Raw genomic sequence first — 20,557 nt, 5'->3', positions numbered from 1 at the left:
CCGTGAGGCGGCCGGGAAAAAACTCCCGGAAAAAATCCGGGCGGGATGTCGATCGGGCCCCGTCCCGTTCGACGCAGGGGTGAGAGGCGGGAAGGCACCCGCCCTCGCACCGGCCGCGCTCCAAGCGGCACCACCCAGCTCAGGAGGATCCATGGCCCCCGCCCCGACCGTCCCCGTCGACACCCGCACCCTGGAGGTCCCGGGAGCGCGCCTGCACTACGAGGTGCGTGGCGCGGGCCCCCTCGTGGTGCTGGTCGGCGCCCCGATGGACGCCGTCGCCTTCGCACCGCTCGCCGATCTGCTCGCCGCCGACCACACCGTTCTCACCACCGACCCCCGGGGCATCAACCGCAGCTCGGTCGACGACCCGGACGGCGACTCGACGCCCGCGATGCGCGCCGACGACCTCTCCCGGCTCATCGCCCACCTGGACGCGGGCCCGGCCGTGGTCCTGGGCTCCAGCGGCGGCGCGGTCAGCGCGCTCGCCCTGGTGGAGGCGCACCCCGAGCAGGTGCGCACCGTCATCGCCCACGAGCCCCCGCTCGACGAACTGCTCGACGACCGCGAGCAGGTCCGCGCCCAGACCGACGACTTGATCGCCACCTATCTCGCCGGTGATGTGCTGGGGGCCTGGCGGATGTTCTTCGCCCAGGCCGGTATCGAGCTGCCGGACGGTGCGGTCGAGCACATGTTCGGCGGGGAGCGTGATCCTCAGGTGGTCGCGGACGAGCGCTTCTGGTTCGCGCACGAGATGCGGGCGACCGTCCGCTGGGTGCCCGACGTCTCCGCGCTCCGCTCGGCGCCCACCCGTGTGGTGGTCGGCATCGGCGAGGACTCGGCGGGCCAGAGCTGCGACCGTACGTCGAGGGCTCTCGCCGCGGAACTCGGGATCGAGCCCACGCTGTTCCCCGGCGACCACACCGGGTTCGCCGACGGCCCCGAGAAGTTCGCCGTCCGCCTGCGCGAGGTCCTGCGCGAGCACTGACCCGCCCGTGCACCCCCGCCCCCGCTGCGAGCGCGCGGGGACGGGGTGGCGCACGGGCCCGGGCTGCCCGGGGCGGTGACGTGATGCCCCGGGGCCGCACCCCATGCGCCCGGAGCCGTACACCGCCGTGGGCCGCCCCGGCCCTCCGCCCTGCCCCAGGGCCTTTCGCCCCCGCATCCGGGCGCGGGCAGGCGGCGTGACACCGGACGGGCCGGTGCGCCCCCGCCGCGGGGCGCCGGCCGACCAGACGCGCGCCGGACGCCTCCCGACGCCGCACGGGGAGTACCCGCCCGGACCGGCGGCCGTGGTCCGGGCGGGCGGGCGCGGCCGCCCGGGAGCCACCCGCGCCCGCCCCCGGGACCTCGCCTCGCGGGAAACATCGACTGCGGGCAGCCTGGTCATGAGGGTCACGGAGGAGGTGGTTCCCCGTGGGCGGTCCGCGCGCGCCCCGGCCCGTCGCCTCCGACGCGGGCGGCGACGGCCCGCGGCCGCTCCTGTCGCTCGTGCTGGCCGGGATGATGGAGGGCGTCCAGGCACACTCGGGGGCCCTGTACCTGCTTCCCCGCGACGGCCGGGTCCTGGAGATGGTGGCCAAGGCCGGGCTGCCCCGGTCGTTCTCCGCGCCCTGGGAACGCGTCCCCGTCACCGCCCCCATGCCGGTCGCCGACGCCCTCCGGGAGCGGCGGCTCATCTGGATCTCCGGCGAGGAGGAGATGGGCCGGCGCTACCCGAGGATCGCCGTCGTCCTGCCCTATCCGTACTGTCTGGCCGCGCTGCCGATCACACACGGCGACACGGCGTACGGAGCCGTGTACCTCACCTGGCCGGGCTCGCATCCGAACGGGCTCTCCGACGCGGAACGCGCCCATCTGACGACGGCCTGCGAGCGGCTGGCGCTCCGCCTGGAACGGGCGGCGGAGGCCGGGCAGCCGGTCCTGCCCGACCCGGGGGTGATCGAGGCGGAGTCCATGGGACTGGCCCGGACCAGCAGCGCGATCGAGGCGGCCCGGATGCTCGCGCGGATCCCGGAGGGCATGTGCGCCCTCGATGTGGAGGGCCGCGTCACCTACGCCAGCCCCGCCACCGGGGACCTCCTCGGCCTTCCCGCCACCCGGCTGACCGGGAAGCAGCTGTGGCGTGCGGTCGGCTGGCTGAACGACCCCGTGTACGAGGACCGCTACCGCGCGGCGATGCTCAGCCAGCAACCCGCCTCGTTCATCGCCCTGCGGCCCCCGCGGAGCTGGCTCGCCTTCCGGCTGTACCCCAGCCGGAACGGCATCAGCGTGCACATCGTCCCGGCCGGGACCGCTGCGGGCGGCGCCCTCCCCGACACCCCGCCGGGGCGGTCGGGCGGTCTGGTGACGATCTCCCACATCCTGAGCCTGGCGAGCGCGCTCACCAAGGCCGTCGGCGTCTCGGACGTGATCGAGACGGTCGCGGACGAGATCATGCCCACGCTCGGCAGCGAGGCGCTGGTGATGCTGGCGGCCGAGAACAACCGCCTCCGCGTGCTCGGACAGCGCGGCTATCGCGACCCCAGGATCGTGGACCGCTGGGACGGCACTCCCATGACCGCCCGGATTCCCGGCGCCCAGGCCCTCGCCACCGGCGTCCCGTCGTTCTTCGAGTCGCGGCTGGAACTGGAACGCGTCTACCCCATCCGGTTCGCCACCCCCGACGGCATGGCCGCCTGGGCCTATCTCCCGCTCATCGCGTCCGGGCGGCCCGTCGGCGCCTGCGTCCTCGGCTACGCGAGGGAGCACCGCTTCTCGACGGACGAGCGCGCCGTGCTCACCAGCCTCGGCGGGCTCATCGCGCAGGCACTGGAACGGGCCCGGCTGTACGACGCCAAGCTCCGGCTCGCCCACGGCCTCCAGTCCTCCCTGCTGCCGCGCTCCCTGCCCGCCCTGCCCGGTCTGGAGGCCGCCGCCCGCTATCTGCCGGGCTCCCACGGCATGGACATCGGAGGGGACTTCTACGACCTCATCCCGGTGAACGGCACGGCCGCCGCCGTCATCGGCGACGTCCAGGGGCACAACGCCACCGCCGCCGGACTCATGGGCCAGATCCGTACCGCCGTACGCGCCTACACGGCCGTCGGCCAGCCGCCCCGCCAGGTCGTGGAGAGCACCAACCGGCTGCTCATCGACCTCGGCGCGGACCTGCTCGCGAGCTGTACCTACCTCCATCTGGACCTGCCCGGCCGGCGAGCCGTCTTCGCCCGCGCGGGCCACCCGCAGCCGCTGCTGCGCGAGCCCGACGGCCGGGTCCGGGTGCTGGAACTGGCGGGCGGCCCGCTGCTCGGGGTCGACCGGAAGGCGGTGTACCCCATCACGGAGGTACCGCTGAATCCCGGATCGATCCTGGTGCTCTACACCGACGGGCTGATCGAAGTGCCCGGAGTCGACCTCGACGAATCCCTCGGCACCCTGGCCGGACGGCTCGGCCGCCTCCCCGCCGACTCGCTCGAATCCCTGGCCGACGCGCTGATCGACCAGCCCTGCGCCGACCGGCGCGGGGACGACACCGCACTCCTGCTGCTGCGCCCCGAACAGTGAGGCCGTCCTTCCGGGGCGCGGGCGCGGCCCGCCGAGCACCGGGCCGGATCCGGTGACCCCTCCACGCGTTCCGTATCGACGGGGAACACGCGTTCCGTATCGACGGGGAAGGAGCATCCGCCGACGGGACGGAAGCGACCGGGAGGAACGGCGAGGGGAAGGAGGCCATCGGCACGGGAGGGTCGATCGGTGCGGGAGTTCCCTGCGGATACGGGCGCGAGGAGGAGCACAATCGAGTGAGGGGGACGAAACGCTGCCCAGAGGTGATCCGATGCCGACGAAACGGCCCCGTTCCCGATACGTCCCGGACCACGGGCTCACTACTCGCATGGTGACGACGATGTTCCTCATCGGGCTGCTCTACGTCGTCTTCGTGGGCGTCCTGCTCGCGCTCCTGAGGGGCGCCTGGCCGATCATCCTCCTGGTCGCGGGCGCTCTGTTCATCGCGCAGTTCTGGTTCAGCGACCGAATCGCCGCCCACGGCATGGGCGCGCGGGAGGTCACTCCCGAGCAGGCGCCCGAGCTGCACGGCGCGGTGGACCGGGTCTGCGCGCTCGCCGACATGCCCAAACCGAGGGTCGCCATCGCCGAGAGCGATGTGCCGAACGCGTTCGCCACCGGCCGCAGCCAGAAGACGGCCCTGGTCTGCGCCACCACCGGACTGATGCGCCGGCTGGAGCCCGAGGAACTGGAGGGCGTCCTCGCCCATGAGCTGTCGCACGTCGCCCACCGCGATGTCGCGGTGATGACGATCGCGTCCTTCCTCGGCGTCCTGGCCGGTGTGATGACCCGTATCGGGCTGTACGGGGGTCTCGGCAGGGCCGGGCGCAGCAACAGCAACACCGCGATCGCGATGGCCTTGATCCCCCTGGTCAGCGCCGCCGTGTACACGATCAGCTTCCTGCTCACCCGGCTGCTCTCCCGCTACCGGGAGCTGGCCGCCGACCGTGCCGCCGCCCTGCTGACCGGCCGTCCGTCCGCGCTCGCCTCCGCGCTCACCAAGGTGACCGGGGAGATGGCGCGGATACCGACACGGGACCTGCGCAAGGCGGAGCCGTACAACGCCTTCTGGTTCGCGCCGGCGTTCTCCTCGCGCGAGAGCCTGGGACGGCTGCTCTCCTCGCACCCGACGCTGGAGCAGCGGCTGGAGCAGCTGGCCGGGATCTCCGCCCGGCTGGCCCGCCCGTGAACACCGTGCGGTCTGTACGGCCCGAGCCGGCCGGGCGGCCGTTACGGCCTCTGCCGCCCGAGGCCGCCGGGCACACGAGACCCGGCCCGGGGCGACGGCCCCGGAGCCGATGGCGAGCCCCAGGCGGGCCGCGCCAGGCCTCGGGTGCCGGGACCGCCGTACACCCGACCCCGTACAGCCGGAGGTACACCCGTGGGATTCCTCGACACGATCCTCGGCCGCAGCAAGCCGGTGCGGCCCGACCTCGATCAGCTTTTTGCCGTGCCCGGCGCGGCGATCACCCTCCAGGCGGGAGCCGGATTCACCCCCACGGGCGTCGGCGCGGTCTGCTTCGCCAGCGTCGAGGGCGGCGCCTTCGCCCGGATCCAGCAGGACGTACGCGATCTCCTGGACGCCGACACCGGGCGCGGCGGCGTGCCCGTCGAGTTCAGCCGGGACGCCTACGGCTACACGTGGCTTGTCGTGCGGCAGCCGGCCGACGACACCGCCTCCCTGGTCAACGATCTGCACGCGGTCAACACCCTCCTGGAGGAGGGCGGCTTCGGACCGCAGCTGCTCTGCTCGCTGATCGCGTTCCGCGAGGCCACCGGCAGCCGTCCGCTGGCGCTGGTCTATCTGTACAAGCGCGGCACGTTCTACCCCTTCGCGCCGCTTCCCGGCGCGGTGGAGAAACGGGACAACGCTCTGGAACTCCAGGCCAGGGCGCTGCTCACGGACGATCTGCGGGTGGAGGCGGACCTCGCCCGGTGGTTCCCCGTGTGGGGAGCACCGGGGCTGGGGACCTGACCCGTCCCGAGCGCGGCGGGCGGGTGCCCGAGCCCGCCGTCTCCCGCTGCCCGCCACCTCCTGTGCCTGCCGCGACCGCCCCGCGCCGCCTGCCCGCGACGGTGTCCGCGTGAACGGGATGCGATCCGCCGCCCGCACACGGTTCGGGTCTCAGCGCGGCCGGGCGAGCCCCAGTTCGCGATCGCCGAGCCCGGCGAAGAACCGCTCCACATCCGCGTCCGACACCCCCGACAGCTCCGCGGGCGACCAGCGCGGCCGGCGGTCCTTGTCGACGACCTGCGCCCGTACGCCCTCGACCAGATCCGGCGAGGAGAACGCGGCGCACGACACGCGGTACTCCTGATCGAGCACCGGCTCCAGTTCCCCGAGCGCGCGGGCCCGGCGCAGCGCGGCGAGCGTCACCTTGAGCGAGGTGGGCGACCGGCTGAGGATCGTCCCGGCCGCCTCCTTCGCCGCCGGATCCCCGTGGCCGAGCAGCCGGTCCACGATCCGCTCCACCGCGTCGTCCGCGTAACACGCGTCGATCCAGCCGCGCTGAGCGGCCAGTACACCCTCGGGTGCCCGCTCCGTGAACCGCCGCAGCACCTCGGGGACCTCCAGGCGGGCCAGCGACGCGGCGAGTCCGGTGAGCCGGTGGGAGGGGACGAAGTGGTCCGCGAGCCCGCACAGCACGGCATCGGCCGCGCCCACCGCCAGCCCGGTCAGGGCGAGATGCGTGCCCAGCTCGCCCGGTGCCCGCGCCAGAAGGTGCGTACCGCCGACGTCCGGGACGAAACCGATGCCCGTCTCGGGCATCGCGACCGCGGACCGCTCGGTGACGATCCGTACGTCGCCGTGGGCCGACACCCCGACCCCGCCGCCCATGACGATGCCGTCCATCAGCGCGACATACGGCTTGGGGTAGCGGGCGATACGGGCGTTGAGCCGGTACTCGTCGCGCCAGAAGTCCGTCGAGGCGCGCCCGCCCGCGACGGCGTCCGCGTGAATGGCGCGGATGTCGCCGCCCGCGCACAGCCCGCGCTCCCCGGCCCCCGAGATCACCACGACCTCCACGGCCGGGTCCCGCTCCCAGCGGTCGAGCGCCGCGCCGATCGCGCGGACCATGGGGTGGGTGAGGGCGTTGAGGGCCCGTGGACGATTGAGGGTGATGTACGCCGCGCGGCCTTCGGTGCGCAGCAGTACGGCAGCGGTCTCGGCTTCGGATGCGTCGAAGGCCATGGGCCGGTCCCTTCCCTGGAGAGGATCTTCCGGCCCCATCCTCGCCCACCCGTCTCTGGCGCCCCGCGGGGCCCCGGGTGAGCTGTTGCCCCTGCCCCGGCCCTTCCGGATTCTTGCAACACGTTCTACCGTGTGCGCCGCGCCCGGGACGGACCGCGAGACTCTGGAGGGGCCGTGCACCTGGAATACACGCCTGCGCAGCAGCAGTTGCGCACCGAGCTGCGTACCTACTTCGCCGGACTGGTGCCGGAGAACGTGTACGCCCGCTACGCCGACCCCGGCGCACAGAAGCGCTTCTACCGCGAGACCGTGCGCCGCCTCGGCACGGACGGCTGGCTCGGTGTCGGCTGGCCCGAGGAGTACGGCGGGCGGGGGCTGAGCCCCATGGAACAGTTCATCTTCTTCGACGAGGCCGCGCAGGCGGGCGTACCGCTGCCGCTGATGGCGCTGAACACCGTCGGCCCGACGATCATGCAGTTCGGCACGCAGGAGCAGAAGGGGTACTTCCTGCCGAAGATCCTCTCCGGCGAGATCGACTTCGCCATCGGCTACAGCGAGCCCGACGCCGGGACGGACCTGGCCGCTCTCAGGACCCGCGCCGTGCGCGAGGGCGACGAGCAGACCGGTACGTACACGGTCGACGGACAGAAGAGCTGGACGACCAACGGCGACACCGCCGACTGGGTCTGGCTCGCCGTCCGCACCGATCCCGGCGCACCGCCCCACAAGGGCATCACGATGCTGCTGGTGCCGACGTCCGACCCCGGCTACTCCTGCACCCTCATCAACACCCTCGCCTCCCACGACACCACCGCCAGCTACTACGAGAACATCCGGGTCCCCGCCTCCCGCCGGGTCGGCCCGGAGAACAAGGGCTGGCGGCTCATCACCAACCAGCTCAACCACGAGCGCGTCACCCTCGCCGCCCACGGCACCATGGCCATCCGGGCCCTCCACGACGTCCAGCGCTGGGCCGCTGACACCAAGCTGGCCGACGGCCGCCGGATCATCGACCTCGGCTGGGTGCGCGGCCGCCTCGCCCGCACCCACACAAGGCTCGACGCGATGAAACTCCTCAACTGGCAGATGGTGAACGCCGTGCAGGAGGGCACGCTCACCCCGCAGGACGCCTCCGCCGTCAAGGTCTACGGCTCCGAGGCCCGGCGGGACGCCTACGCCTGGCTGATGGAGATCACCGGCGCGGCCGGCGCCCTCAAGGAGGGCTCCGCCGGAGCCGTGCTCCACGGCGAACTGGAGCGCGGCTACCGTTCCGCCGTGATCTTCACCTTCGGCGGCGGCAACAACGAGATCCAGCGCGAGATCATCTCGTGGATCGGGCTGGGGATGCCGAGGGTACGGCGGTGACGGCGCGGGCCGCCGCGCCGTCACGCCCTGGCCGCACCCACGTGCCGCGCCCGTGCCCCGCAGCCGGTCCCGCACGCCGTCCGGCCCCGGACTCATGCCCCCGCAGCCGGTCCCGCACGCCGTCCCGCCCCGGAGCCATGGCCCCGACCGCGTGATCGCGACCGCCGCCGCCGGGCCCCGGACCGGCGGCGGCCCAGGCGTCGTGTCCGCAGGCACCGCCCGGCACGGTGTCCGCCCACGCCGACCGCTGGGTCGCCGAACAGCGCCGACCCCGCGCCCGGCCGGTCCCGACCCCGCCGGGGTGCCCGGCCCGGCTGGGTCGGCTCGCCCGGGTACGTCGAGGAGACACTGCGGCGGCTCGATGCGGGCGGCGACGTCCTCCGGCGCCCTCCTCGTTCCGGCGCCCTCCTCGTCCCGGCCTACGGCGAAGCCCGCCCGCCGCGCCGCGTCCGCCGTACGCCCACGCGCTGTACGGCGGACCCGCCCCGGCCCGCCCGGACCACCCGCCGGCTGATCGTCACCGGCCGGGTGCCGCGCCGCATGCCCTCCCGGGTGCGCCGGCGGCGCCCGCCGGGGCACATCCCGGGGCGATGGAGCGCCGGGGACCCGGCGCACGGCCCACCCCGTACACACCGAGCAGCCACAAGGCCATACTGGACGGGCCGGGGAGGGCGGAGCGGAATGACGGGGGCGACAGCGGGAGATGGCGGAATCCAGGCTGATCCAGGGCCGGTACCGGCTGCTCGACGTGATCGGGCGCGGAGGCATGGGCGAGGTGTGGCGGGCCGTCGACGAGTCGCTCGGGCGGCGTGTCGCGGTGAAGTGCCTCAAGCCGATGGGACCGCACCACGACGCGACGTTCTCCACCGTGCTCCAGGAGAGGTTCCGGCGCGAGGCCCGCGTCGCCGCCGCGCTGCAGCACCGCGGGGTGACCGTCGTCCACGACTTCGGCGAGTACGAGGGCGTGCTCTACCTGGTGATGGAGCTGCTGGAGGGCCACAACCTCAGCCAGCTGCTGGAGGAGAACAAGCAGCGCCCGCTGCCGGTGCCCGAGGTCGTCGACATCGCGGAACAGGTCGCCGACGCACTCGCCTACACCCACGAACGCGGCATCGTGCACCGGGACCTGAAGCCCGCCAACATCATGCGGCTCCACGACGGGGCGGTGAAGATCTGCGACTTCGGGATCGCCCGTCTCGGCGAGGGCCTCGGCCCGACGTCCCGGCTCACCGGTACCGGCATCGCGATGGGCACCCCGCACTACATGTCGCCCGAGCAGATCGGCGGCGGCCGGGTCGATCACCGCAGTGATCTGTACTCGCTGGGCTGTGTGCTGTACGAGATCGCCACGGGCGTCCCGCCCTTCGACCACGAGGACGCCTGGGCGGTCCTCGTGGGGCACCGGGACACCCCGCCGCAGCCGCTGCGCACCCACCGGTCGGACATCCCCGACCACTTCCAGAGAGTCGTGCTCGATCTGCTCGCCAAGGCCCCCGACGGGCGGCCCGCGGACGCCAAGGACCTGCGGCGGCGGATGGCGCGCGACGGGCACGCCTATCTCTCGCTCTCCCCGCCCCCCGCCGGGCCCCGGGAGGAGGCGCTGCCGGAGTGGACCCGGGGGATGACGGGCGGCCACCGTGCGACGGCGACCGCGCTGCGACCGGTCGTCCCCGACCACACGGCGGGGCTGACCGGCGAATGGACCACCCACGCCGACCCCCGCGCCGGGACGCCGGCGCGGCCCGTGGCGAGACCCGGGCGGCCCACCCCGTCCCCGGAGGCGCTCGCCGTGCTCGCGAGCCGCCACAGCGCGGGACTCAGCCTCGGGCGGCTCGGCCGCTGGGAGGAGGCGGGCGAGGTGCACCGCGCCGTCGCCGCCGAGCGGGAGTACGCCCTCGGCCCCGACCACCCCGACACGCTGGCCAGCCGGTACGAGGTCGGCTTCACCCTCAGCAGGACGGGCCGCGCCGAGGACGCGCTGCGCGAGTTCCGCCGGGTCGCCGACGGCCGTGAGCGCGCGCTCGGATCCGACCATCCCGAGACCCTCGCCGCCCGCCAGGAGACGGCGTACGTCCTCGGCCGGCTCGGCCGCCACTTCGAGGCGCACGACCTCTATGTGTCCGTCCTCGCGTCCCGCGAGCGGACCATGGGCGCCGACCATCCCGACACCCTGCGCTGCCGCCACAACCTCGCCTTCAACCTCAGCAGGCTCGGCCGGCTGGAGGACTCCTTCCGGATGGCCCGCGAGGTCGCCGCCGCCCGCGCCGGGGTCCTCGGCGCCGACCACCCCGACACACTGGTCACCCGGTACGAGGTCGCCTACGCCCTCGGCCAGCTCGGGCGCTGGTCGGAGGCGCTGGGAACCTACCGCGAAGTGGCGGCGGCCCGTGCCCGCGCGCTGGGTGCCGACCACCCGGACACCCTCGCCGCCCGCTACGAGGTCGGGATCAGCCTCGGACGCCTCGGCCGCAGCGCCGAGGCCCTCGATCTGTACCGCGCCCTCGTCGAGGACCGCACCCGGCTGCACGGCCCCGGCGACCCCGAGACCCTGCGCGCCCGCCACGGCCTCGGGGTGAACCTCGGCCGCCTCGCCCGCTGGGAGGAAGCCCTCGTCGAGGCCCGCGAGGTCGCCGCCGCCCGTGCCGGGGCCCTCGGGGCGGATCACCCCGACACCCTCGTCAGCCGCCGGGAGATCGCCGTCGGCCTCGGCTGGCTCGGCCGCTGGGCCGACGCCCTGACCGTCTACGGAGAGGTCGCCGCCGCCCGCGAACGCGTCCTCGGCCTCGACCACCCCGACGCCCTGGCCAGCCGCAACGACGAGGCCCACTGCCTGGAACAACTGGGCCGCCACACCGAGGCGGTCGAGCTCTACCGCCGGGTGGCCGCCCTGCGCGAACGCCGGGGCACACAGGGGTTCTGAGGCGCGCAGCCCGGCCGTCGCGCGGCACCCGCGTCCGGCAGGCGGCCCGTCGACGCGGGCCGGGGCGGCGAACGGACCCGGCGGCGCGGCCCAGGGACCGCTCGGCGAACGGGCTCAGTCCTGTGACACCGTCCAGCCGTCCGCCTCGATACGGGCGGCGTCACGGGCCCCGGTCCCGTCGAAGAGCGCCCGGCCGCCCTCCTCCACGCGGATCGAGTCCACGTACACGCCCCTGCCGGTGGGAAGCCGCGTGGTCGTGTACCGCCAGCGCAGCCGTACGCGGGTGCTGCGCCACGCCGACAGATCCGCCGACAGCCGGTGCCAGACCCGCCCCGACCAGCCGGTCGCCGCGCCGCCCGGATGCTCCCGCGGCGCGGTGCCCGCGCGGACGGTCGTGAACGGCACGGCCCGCCAGGTGGTCCCGCCGTCCGCCGAGCCCTCCAGGAAGACGCCGTCCGTACGCGGCTCGGTGTCCCACCACAGCGAGCAGCGCAGCCGGGCGCCTCGGGAGCCGACGGCCAGCGCCGGCAGGGTGAGGGTGGCGGACGCCGGGCCCGCGAGGCCGGAGAACCAGGCGGTGCGGCCCCGGTCGGGGCGTACGGCGACGGCGCGGGCCAGATGGTTGGCGGCGGCGGCCCGCGGCGCGCTGCCGGATCGCCGGGTGCGGACCGGGTGGACGGAGTTGCCGAGCACGATCAGAAAGGAGTCGGAGCCGGGGTCGAGTACGAGGCTGGTCCCGGTGAAACCGGTGTGCCCGGCGGTACGGGGCGTCGCCATCGCGCCCATGTACCAGTGCTGGTACAGCTCGAAGCCGAGCCCGTGCCCGTCGCCCGGGAACGCGGTGTTGAAGTCGGTGAACATCAGCTCCACGGACTCCGGGGCGAGGATGCGGGAGGTGCCGTAGGCGCCTCCGTTGAGGAGCGTCCGGGCGAGGACCGCGAGGTCCCAGGCGCAGGAGAACACCCCGGCGTGGCCCGCGACACCGCCGAAGGCGAAGGCGTTCTCGTCGTGGACCTCGCCCCAGACGAGTCCGCGGTCGAGCCCCGACCAGGGCGGCCGGCAGTCCTCGGTGGCGGCGATCCTCCGCTTCCAGGAGAGCGGTGGGTTGAACCGGGTGCGGTGCATCCCGAGCGGAGCGGTGATCTCGTCGTGGAGCAGTGCATCCAGAGTGCGACCGCTGATCCGTTCCAGGATCAGCTGGAGCGTGATCAGATTGAGGTCGGAGTAGCCGTACGCGGTGCCGGGCGGGCTCAGGGGCCGCTCGTTCCACAGCATCCGGAGCCTGCCCTCCCGCGTGGGCTCCCGGTACAGCGGAATCCAGGCGCGGAGGCCGGATGTGTGCGTCAGTAGCTGACGCACGGTGATGCCCCCTTTGCCCGCCTCCCCGAACTCCGGCAGATACGAGGCCGCCGGGGCCTCCAGCTCCAGCGTGCCGCTTTCGATCCGCCGCACCGCCAGGATCGAGGTGAAGAGCTTGGAGACGGACGCCAGATCGAAGACCGTGTCCTCGGTCATCGGGATCTGCCGGTCCGGCGGCAACTCCACCGCCGCGTCCGTCGTCTCGTCGTACCCGGCATAGCGCACCGCCTTGCCGATCGGCCGGTGCAGCGCGACCGTGCCCCCGCGCCCCGCGAGCAGCACCGCTCCCGCGTACCAGGGGTACTCCGGGGAGGGGCGCAGATAGGACTCCGCGTCGGCGACGAGCCGGTCCAGATGCGCGGCGATCAGCCCCGCGCGCTCGGGAGAACCCCGCCCGAGCACCGGTTGTCCCGGCGCGCTCCCGGAGCCCGGTCCGGCCCCGGAACCACCGCTGTCGCCGGGGCCGTCGGACCCCGCCGCCGGGACGCCCCGCGCCGCCCCGGCCAAGGCCAGGGGCGCGAGCGCGAGGGCCCCGCCCAGAGCCAGCACTCCGCCGCCCAGCCTCCGCCGACCGATGCCTCTGCCCTCCGCCGCGTCCTGTGTCACCGGCAACCCTCTCCCGAACGTGTCCTGCGGTGCTCGCGCCGCACCGGGCCTTCCCGGCCGTACCCGGGTGCTGTCAACCACTCAAAGAATCTGACACAGCATCAGGAAATCTCTTCCCTCGTCCACCCGGCTGCGGCATCCTGCGCCCCATGGAGACGGAGCTGAGCAAGAGACTGGGGATCGAGCACGCCATCTTCGGCTTCACGCCGTTCCCGGCGGTGGCCGCGGCCATCACCCGGGCGGGCGGATTCGGAGTCCTGGGTGCCGTCCGCTACACCGCGCCCGACGACCTCAAACGCGACCTCGACTGGATGCAGGAGCACACCGACGGCAAGCCGTACGGACTCGATGTCGTCATGCCCGCCAAGAAGGCCGAGGCCCCGGGCAACCGGACGCTGACCGAGGCGGACGTCGAGGCGATGATCCCGCAGGGGCACCGGCGGTTCGTCGAGGACACCCTCACCAAGCACGGTGTTCCCGAACTGCCCGAGGGCGAGGCGTCCGGCTGGCGTATCACCGGCTGGATGGAACAGGTCGCCCGTACACAGCTCGACGTCGCCTTCGACTATCCGATCGCGCTGCTCGCCAACGCGCTGGGCTCCCCGCCCGAGGACGTCGTCCGGCGCGCCCACGACCACGGCGTCCTGGTCGCCGCGCTCGCCGGGAGCGCCCGGCACGCCCGGCACCACGCGGACGCCGGGATCGACATCGTCGTCGCCCAGGGATACGAGGCGGGCGGCCACACCGGCGAGATCGCGTCCATGGTGCTCACGCCCGAGGTCGTGGAGGCCGTCGACCCGCTGCCCGTGCTCGCCGCGGGCGGTATCGGCAGCGGCGAGCAGATCGCCGCCGCCCTCGCGCTCGGAGCCCAGGGAGCCTGGCTCGGCTCCCTCTGGCTCACCACCACCGAGGCCGAACTCCACTCCCGCGCCCTCACCGCCAAACTCCTCGCCGCCGGCTCCGGCGACACCGTCCGCTCCCGCGCCCTGACCGGGAAGCCCGCCCGCCAGCTGCGCACCGAATGGACCGACGCCTGGGACGACCCGGCGGGCCCCGGCGCTCTCCCCATGCCGCTCCAGGGGCTGCTGGTGGCCGACGCGGTCTCCCGTATCCAGAGGTACGAGGTCGCCCCGCTGCTCGGCACCCCGGTCGGCCAGATCGTCGGACGGATGAACTCCGAGCGTTCGGTGCTGAGTGTCGTCGACGATCTGACACGCGGATTCGAGCGGGCCGTGGAGCGGCTCGACCGCATCGCCGGAAGGGACAGGTCATGACGGAGCGCCCGAACGGCTTCTGGGCCCAGGCGACCGCGGACCCGGACCGCACGGTCCTGATCGATCCGGACGGCGGGATCTGGAGCGCCGGCCGGCTGCACTCGACCGTGAACCGGCTGGTGCACGGGCTGCGCGCGGCCGGACTTGAGCGCGGGGACGCGTTCGCCGTCGTGCTCCCCAACGGGGTCGAGTTCCTCACCGCCTATCTGGCCGCCGCCCAGGCCGGGCTGTATCTCGTCCCCGTCAACCACCATCTCGTCGGTCCCGAGATCGCCTGGATCGTCGCCGACTCGGGCGCCCGGGTCCTCATCGCGCACGAGCGCTTCGGGGACGCGGCGACGGCCGCGGCCGACGAGGCGGGCCTCCCCGCGAGCCGGCGCTACGCCGTCGGTGCCATCGGCGGCTTCCGCCCGTACACCGGACTGCTCGCCGGACAGCCCGGCTCGGCGCCGGGCGACCGGAGTCTCGGCTGGGTCATGAACTACACGTCCGGCACCACCGGAAGGCCCCGCGGAATCCGCCGTCCGCTGTCCGGGAAGCTCCCGGAGGAGACCTACCTCGGCGGCTTCCTCGGCATCTTCGGCATCCGGCCCTTCGACGGCAACGTCCATCTGGTCTGCTCACCGCTCTACCACACGGCCGTGCTCCAGTTCGCGGGCGCGGCCCTGCACATCGGCCACCCCCTGGTACTGATGGACAAGTGGACACCCGAGGAGATGCTGCGGCTGATCGACGCCCACGGCTGCACACACACCCATATGGTCCCCACGCAGTTCCACCGGCTCCTCGCCCTGCCGGACGAGGTCAAGCAGCGCTACGACGTGTCGTCCATGCGGCACGCCATCCACGGCGCCGCCCCCTGCCCCGACCATGTGAAGCGGGCGATGATCGCATGGTGGGGGACCTGCGTCGAGGAGTACTACGCCGCCAGTGAGGGCGGCGGCGCGTTCGCGACCGCCGAGGACTGGCTGAAGAAGCCCGGGACCGTCGGCAGGGCGTGGCCCATCAGCGAACTCGCGGTCTTCGACGACGACGGCAACAGGCTGCCGCCCGGCGAACTGGGCACGGTCTACATGAAGATGAGCACCGGCGGCTTCAGCTACCACAAGGACTCGGCGAAGACCGAGAAGAACCGCATCGGGGACTTCTTCACCGTCGGCGACCTCGGAGTACTCGACGAGGACGGCTATCTCTTCCTCCGCGACCGCAAGATCGACATGATCATCTCCGGCGGGGTCAACATCTATCCCGCCGAGATCGAGTCCGCCCTGCTCACCCACCCGGCGGTGGCGGACGCCGCCGCCTTCGGCATTCCGCACGCCGACTGGGGCGAGGAGGTCAAGGCGGTCGTGGAACCGGCCGACGGCCACGAGGCGTCGGACACCCTCGCCGCCGGCATCCTCGCGCACTGCGAGCGGCTGCTCGCGGGCTACAAGCGCCCCAGAACCGTGGACTTCGTCGAGACCATGCCCCGCGACCCGAACGGCAAGCTCTACAAACGCCGTCTCCGCGAGCCCTACTGGGAGGGCCACGACCGGCCCCTGTGACGCCTCCGGCCCGCCGCGTGACGGAGGGACCCGGACCGCGGCGGCGGTGGCCCGGCGGGGACGGCGCGCGGCGCGGGGGTCCTCGGCCGTCCGGGGCCGGCCCGGGCGGCACCCCGCGGCCCGGCCGCCGTCCGGTCAGACACCCCCCAGCGCCGGCAGCAGCACGCTCTCCTCGTACGCGAAGTGCGCCTCCAGCTCCGCGGTGAGACGGTCGACGTCCGCGCGCAGCCGTCCGGGCTCCCCGCCGCGCCGCAGCAGCTCCTCCAGCTCGCCGACGGCCCGTGCCACGGCCAGGTGCTCCCGCCGCAGCCGGTCCAGGTCCGGGCCCAGCGAGGGAAACTCCGCCTCCAGCTGGTCGAACACCGTGTCCTCCGCGGTGTGGTGGGACCGCAGCGCGCCGCACATCGTCAGGCAGTGCCGCCCGAGCTGTCCCTCCAGGGTGGGCGCCGAGGCGGTGAGCCCCTCGCGGACCGCCGCCAGTTCACCGCGCAGTTGGTCGTGCACCCGTACCAGATGTCCGGCCATCGCCCGCTGCCGGGCGGGGTCCGCCATGTCCGTCCGGGACAGCGCGACCACCGGGATGACCCGGTCGGTCCCCTGCTCATAGGCGATGAACGCCAGGTCGCGCTCGCACTGCTCGCGCCACAGCCGGTCGCGCTCCTCGCCCTCCGTCACGGTCGCGGTGGCCGTGTAACGCTCCACGGAGCCGTCCGGGGCCCCGATCTCCAGCAGCACCCGTGCGTCGGCGCGGAGGTTGTGGAACCAGGCCGGATGTTTCGGGCCGCCCGCGTTCGAGGCGAACACCAGGACCCGCTCGCCGTCGCGTGCGTAGACCGCCGGTGTCGTGTGGGGGCGCCCGCTGCGAGCACCCGTGGTGGTGAGCAGGACGAGCGGGGCGCCCTCGAACATCCCGCCCACCCGGCCGCCGTTCTCCCGGAACTCCTTGATGACCTCGTCGTTCATGGTGACCCCCTGAGTCGGTACCATCGGCCCATCGGAACTATTTGCTTTGCAGGCAAAATACCTTTGTCAGTAAAGGTATGGAGAGGGGGGCGGTGTGTCAACCGCCGATCAGTCCCGCGACGGGACCGGACCGGACGTCGACGACGCGGTCAGGACCCTTCTGCTGCTCATGCCGCGCATGATCGGCCGGGTGAAACGGATCCGGATCCCCGAAGAGATCCAGTCGCTCTCGCTCGCGCCCCGGCATCTCTCGCTCCTGGCCTATCTGCTGTTCGACGGCCCGATGAGCGTCAACGAACTGGCCGGACGGCTGGAGGTCGCGCCCACCACCGTGAGCCTGATGGTCGGTGAACTGGACCGTAAGGGGGTGCTGGAGCGGCGGGAGGACCCGGCCGACCGCCGACGGAAGATCGTCTCCATCGCCGCCGCCCACCGGGGCTCCATCGACGGCTGGCTCGGCCGGGGCGCGGTCGCCTGGCGCACGGTCCTCGCCCCGCTCACCCCCTCCGAGCGGAAGCTGTTCATCGACACCCTCGCGGCGTACGAGAACGCGCTGCCGGAAGACCGGGAGCGGCCCGGGGACTGACGGACCGGAACCCGGACGCCGGCGATCCCGGCACCGGGCCCGGGACCGCCGGCCCGGCCGGTGTCCGAGGGACCCCGGGGCAGCGGCCACCCGGGCACGCCGGAGAGCCCCGGGGATCGCGGGCCGGGCCCGGAACCCCGTTGGCGCACTACCTCGCGCGCCCCGTCCCCGCCCCTGGCAGCGTGGCGCTCATGAAGACCGGCACGGCAGCGCTCATGTCGCGGTGGACCACGTGGGTGCCTGTCACGTCGGTGATCGCCCTCGCTCTCGCCTGGGGCCGTGAGCTGCCCGGGTTCGCCGTCGCCGTCATCGGGCTCTGTCTGATCGGTTCCGTACTGGCCGCCGTGTACCACGCCGAGGTCGTCGCCCACCGGGTCGGAGAGCCGTTCGGGTCCCTCCTGCTCGCCGTCGCGGTGACCATCATCGAGGTGGGCCTGATCATCACCCTGATGATCAGCGGCGGGGACAAGGCGTCCACCTACGCCAGGGACACCGTGTTCGCCGCCGTGATGATCACCTGCAACGGAATCGTCGGGCTGTCCGTGCTGGTCGGCGCGCTGCGCAACCGTATCGCCGTCTTCAACGCCGAAGGCTCGGGCGCCGCCCTCGCGACGGTCTGCACGCTGACCACGATGACGCTGGTGCTGCCCACCTTCACCACCAGCCAGCCGGGGCCGGAGTTCACCGGGGACCAGCTCGCCTTCGCCGCCGTCGCCTCGATCTGTCTGTACGGGCTCTTCGTCGGCGTACAGACCTTCCGGCACCGCGAGTACTTCCAGCCGGTGGAACGCGAGGGTCAGGAGACGGAGGCCGAGGAGGAGCCGAGGCCCACCGTGCCGGAGTCCTGGTGGAGCCTCGGACTGCTGCTGGTGGCGCTCGTCGCCGTCGTCGGCAACGCCAAGCTCGTCTCACCGTCCATCGAGGGCGGCGTGGCGGCCGCGGAGCTCCCGAAGAGCGTCGTCGGTGTCGTCATCGCGCTGCTGGTACTGCTGCCCGAGACGCTCGCCGCGGTGCGCGCCGCACGCCGGGACCGGGTCCAGACCAGCCTCAATCTGGCGTACGGATCCGCCATCGCCAGCATCGGGCTGACGATCCCGGCCATCGCGCTGGCGACGATCTGGCTGCCCGGCCCCCTGGTGCTCGGCGAGGACGCCACCCATATGGTCCTGCTGGTGCTCACCGCGGTGGTCGGCGCGCTGACCGTGGTGCCCGGACGGGCCACACTGCTCCAGGGCGGGGTGCATCTGGCGCTGTTCGCGGCATTCGTGTTTCTCTCCTTCAGCCCCTGACACCGTCTCACCGGCCGGCCCGGACCGTCGGCGGTGCGGCGTCCGGCGGGTCCGGCCGCCCGGGGCGGAGGCCGGGCGACGGCCCGGTGGCGGACCGGTCCTGCGGGGGCGCTCAGCCCGCGGTCGCTTCCGCGGCCGCCTCCGTTGCCGCACTCCGCGCCCAGCGGTAGTCCGCCTTGCCGCTCGGTGACCGCTGGATCTCCTCGGCGATCACCAGCTGGCGGGGGATCTTGTACCCGGCCAGCCGGGCCCGGCAGTGCGCCTGGATGTCGTCCAGCGTCGGTACCGGCACCCCCGCGCGCGGTTGCACGACGGCCGCCACACGATTGCCCCAGGTGGCGTCGGGCACCCCGGCCACCAGCGCGTCGTACACGTCGGGATGGGCCTTCAGGGCCTGCTCGACCTCCTCCGGATACACCTTCTCGCCCCCGGTGTTGATGCACTGGGAGCCCCGGCCGAGAACGGTGACGATGCCCTCCTCGTCGACCGTGGCCATGTCACCGAGCAGCACCCAGCGCTCGTCGCCGCGCTGGAAGAAGGTCTCCGCCGTCTTCACCGGGTCGTTGTAGTAGCCGAGCGGCACATGGCCGCGCTGGGCGATCCTGCCGGGCTCGCCCACGGCGACCGGCTCGTGGGTGGCCGGGTCGACGACCATGGTGCGGGAGTTGACCTGGAGCCGGAAGCCCTTCTCGGGGCCGGAGTCGGCGGTCGCGGTGCCGTTGAAGCCGGACTCCGACGAGCCGAAGTTGTTCAGCAGCATCACATGGGGGGCCAGCTCCGCGAACTGCTCGCGCACGGTCTCCGACATGATCGCGCCCGACGACGACACACTGAACAGCGCGGAGAGGTCGGTGCCCTTCAGCGGTCCGCGCAGGGCGTCGACCAGCGGCCGCAGCATCGCGTCGCCGACCAGCGACACGCTGGTGACCTTCTCCTTCTCGATCGTACGGAGCACTTCCTCCGGGACGTACTTGCGGTGCAGGGCGATCCGCTGGCCGAAGTCGAGGGCGATGAACGCGGTCAGCGTGGAGGTCCCGTGCATCAGCGGGGGAGTGGGGAAGAAGGTGATGCCGTCGCCGCCCGCGGCCACCCGCTCGGCCAGTTCCCCGGGCGAGCCGACCGGCTCGCCCGTCGGCGCCCCGCCGCCGAGGCCGGAGAAGAAGAGGTCCTCCTGCCGCCACATCACGCCCTTGGGCATGCCGGTGGTGCCGCCGGTGTAGATGATGAACTGGTCGTCCGCCGACCGCTCGCCGAAGCCTCGCAGCGGCGACGCGTCCGCCTCCGCGCGGTCGAAGGGAACGGCGTCCACCGGTGGCGCGCCCTCGGCGGGCGGGCCGACCCGCACCAGATGCCGGAGCCCGTCGGTCCTCGGCAGCGCGGCGGCCACCCGCCCGGTGAACTCGGTGTCGAAGACCAGCGCCGCCAGATCCGCGTCCCGGTAGAGGTAGACCAGTTCCTCCTCCACATACCGGTAGTTGACGTTGACCGGCACGATCCGGGCCTTGAGGCAGCCGAGCAGGGTCTGCAGATACTCGACGCCGTTGTAGAGATGCAGCCCGAGGTGCTCGCCCGGCCGGATCCCCGCGTCGATCAGGTGGTGGGCGACCCGGTTGGCCGCCGCGTCCAGCTCCGCGTAGGTGAGCCGCCGCTCCGCCCCCGTACCGGGATGGTCGATGTAGACGAGCGCCTCGCGGTCCGGGACCACGTCGACGATCGACTCGAACAGGTCGGCAAGGTTGTACTCCACCGTTCCTCCTGACCCTGGCGTATCCCGGCGGGCTTCGGCTAGGCGGTCATTAGAGCGTCCGGGGGCACAACTGTGAAGGGGTGCCGTCAAGAAACCTGACTACCTGTCAGAAAACTATTGAACTGGGCCCCGGCCTACTGCAACCTGTTCTAGGTCCTGAGACAG

The 20,557-nt window shown here is 73.2% G+C and carries 14 protein-coding genes; 10 read left to right on the top strand and 4 right to left on the bottom strand.

The genetic code is table 11. From position 1 onward, the window contains the following. Nucleotides 1–151 precede the first annotated feature (151 nt). The 4 genes from ACFYT4_RS21630 to ACFYT4_RS21615 all read left to right on the top strand — a co-directional run bounded on the left by ACFYT4_RS21630 (nucleotide 152) and on the right by ACFYT4_RS21615 (nucleotide 5,518). Nucleotides 152–985, top strand: a complete 834-nt coding sequence (locus ACFYT4_RS21630) for an alpha/beta fold hydrolase (RefSeq protein ID WP_389271221.1) — start codon at nucleotides 152–154, stop codon at nucleotides 983–985. Between the two features lie 428 nt (nucleotides 986–1,413). Then, nucleotides 1,414–3,543 carry a SpoIIE family protein phosphatase gene (locus ACFYT4_RS21625; RefSeq protein WP_389271218.1) on the top strand — a complete coding sequence of 710 codons (2,130 nt, stop codon included), beginning with the start codon at nucleotides 1,414–1,416 and terminating at the stop codon, nucleotides 3,541–3,543. 271 nt (nucleotides 3,544–3,814) lie between these two features. After that, the gene (gene htpX, locus ACFYT4_RS21620) at nucleotides 3,815–4,732 is read left to right on the top strand and encodes a zinc metalloprotease HtpX (protein ID WP_389271215.1); all 918 of its coding nucleotides are present in this window, start codon (nucleotides 3,815–3,817) and stop codon (nucleotides 4,730–4,732) included. A gap of 192 nt (nucleotides 4,733–4,924) precedes the next feature. Beyond that, on the top strand, nucleotides 4,925–5,518 hold the full coding sequence (locus tag ACFYT4_RS21615; RefSeq protein ID WP_389271212.1) for a hypothetical protein: 594 nt from the start codon (nucleotides 4,925–4,927) through the stop codon (nucleotides 5,516–5,518). A gap of 150 nt (nucleotides 5,519–5,668) precedes the next feature. Here the strand turns inward: ACFYT4_RS21615 and ACFYT4_RS21610 are convergent, their stop codons facing one another. Then, complete coding sequence (locus ACFYT4_RS21610; RefSeq protein WP_389271210.1) at nucleotides 5,669–6,736, bottom strand: enoyl-CoA hydratase/isomerase family protein; 1,068 nt, start codon at nucleotides 6,734–6,736, stop codon at nucleotides 5,669–5,671. A gap of 174 nt (nucleotides 6,737–6,910) precedes the next feature. Between ACFYT4_RS21610 and ACFYT4_RS21605 the strand changes: the two genes are divergently transcribed. Further along, complete coding sequence (locus tag ACFYT4_RS21605; protein WP_389271208.1) at nucleotides 6,911–8,101, top strand: acyl-CoA dehydrogenase family protein; 1,191 nt, start codon at nucleotides 6,911–6,913, stop codon at nucleotides 8,099–8,101. Between the two features lie 703 nt (nucleotides 8,102–8,804). Beyond that, complete coding sequence (locus ACFYT4_RS21600; protein ID WP_389271206.1) at nucleotides 8,805–11,021, top strand: tetratricopeptide repeat protein; 2,217 nt, start codon at nucleotides 8,805–8,807, stop codon at nucleotides 11,019–11,021. 114 nt (nucleotides 11,022–11,135) lie between these two features. Here the strand turns inward: ACFYT4_RS21600 and ACFYT4_RS21595 are convergent, their stop codons facing one another. Next, nucleotides 11,136–12,986, bottom strand: a complete 1,851-nt coding sequence (locus tag ACFYT4_RS21595) for a serine hydrolase (RefSeq protein WP_389271203.1) — start codon at nucleotides 12,984–12,986, stop codon at nucleotides 11,136–11,138. Nucleotides 12,987–13,135: 149 nt separating this feature from the next. Here ACFYT4_RS21595 and ACFYT4_RS21590 point away from each other — a divergent pair, with 149 nt between their 5' ends. Beyond that, nucleotides 13,136–14,260, top strand: coding sequence for a nitronate monooxygenase (locus tag ACFYT4_RS21590; protein WP_389271200.1), 1,125 nt, complete (start codon nucleotides 13,136–13,138; stop codon nucleotides 14,258–14,260). Continuing rightward, entirely contained in the window at nucleotides 14,257–15,807 is a 1,551-nt protein-coding gene (locus ACFYT4_RS21585) for an acyl-CoA synthetase (RefSeq protein WP_389271197.1), read from the top strand. The genes ACFYT4_RS21590 and ACFYT4_RS21585 overlap by 4 nt, the downstream gene beginning before the upstream one ends. Nucleotides 15,808–15,942: 135 nt before the next feature. Here ACFYT4_RS21585 and ACFYT4_RS21580 read toward each other — a convergent pair whose 3' ends face one another. Continuing rightward, nucleotides 15,943–16,770, bottom strand: a complete 828-nt coding sequence (locus ACFYT4_RS21580) for a nitroreductase/quinone reductase family protein (RefSeq protein WP_389271194.1) — start codon at nucleotides 16,768–16,770, stop codon at nucleotides 15,943–15,945. Between the two features lie 169 nt (nucleotides 16,771–16,939). Between ACFYT4_RS21580 and ACFYT4_RS21575 the strand changes: the two genes are divergently transcribed. Both ACFYT4_RS21575 and ACFYT4_RS21570 read left to right on the top strand, forming a co-directional pair. Continuing rightward, the gene (locus ACFYT4_RS21575; RefSeq protein WP_389271248.1) at nucleotides 16,940–17,356 is read left to right on the top strand and encodes a MarR family winged helix-turn-helix transcriptional regulator; all 417 of its coding nucleotides are present in this window, start codon (nucleotides 16,940–16,942) and stop codon (nucleotides 17,354–17,356) included. 191 nt (nucleotides 17,357–17,547) lie between these two features. Beyond that, nucleotides 17,548–18,645, top strand: a complete 1,098-nt coding sequence (locus ACFYT4_RS21570) for a calcium:proton antiporter (RefSeq protein WP_389271191.1) — start codon at nucleotides 17,548–17,550, stop codon at nucleotides 18,643–18,645. A gap of 112 nt (nucleotides 18,646–18,757) precedes the next feature. On the opposite strand, the gene ACFYT4_RS21565 is transcribed toward ACFYT4_RS21570, so the two are convergent. Continuing rightward, nucleotides 18,758–20,392, bottom strand: a complete 1,635-nt coding sequence (locus ACFYT4_RS21565) for an acyl-CoA synthetase (protein WP_389271188.1) — start codon at nucleotides 20,390–20,392, stop codon at nucleotides 18,758–18,760. Nucleotides 20,393–20,557 lie beyond the last annotated feature (165 nt).

It is taken from the genome of Streptomyces sp. NPDC004609, from assembly GCF_042873655.1.
GTDB lineage: Bacteria > Actinomycetota > Actinomycetes > Streptomycetales > Streptomycetaceae > Streptomyces.
The sequence above is the reverse complement of the archived record's forward strand: the minus strand, read 5'-3'. Positions and strand labels throughout refer to the sequence as shown.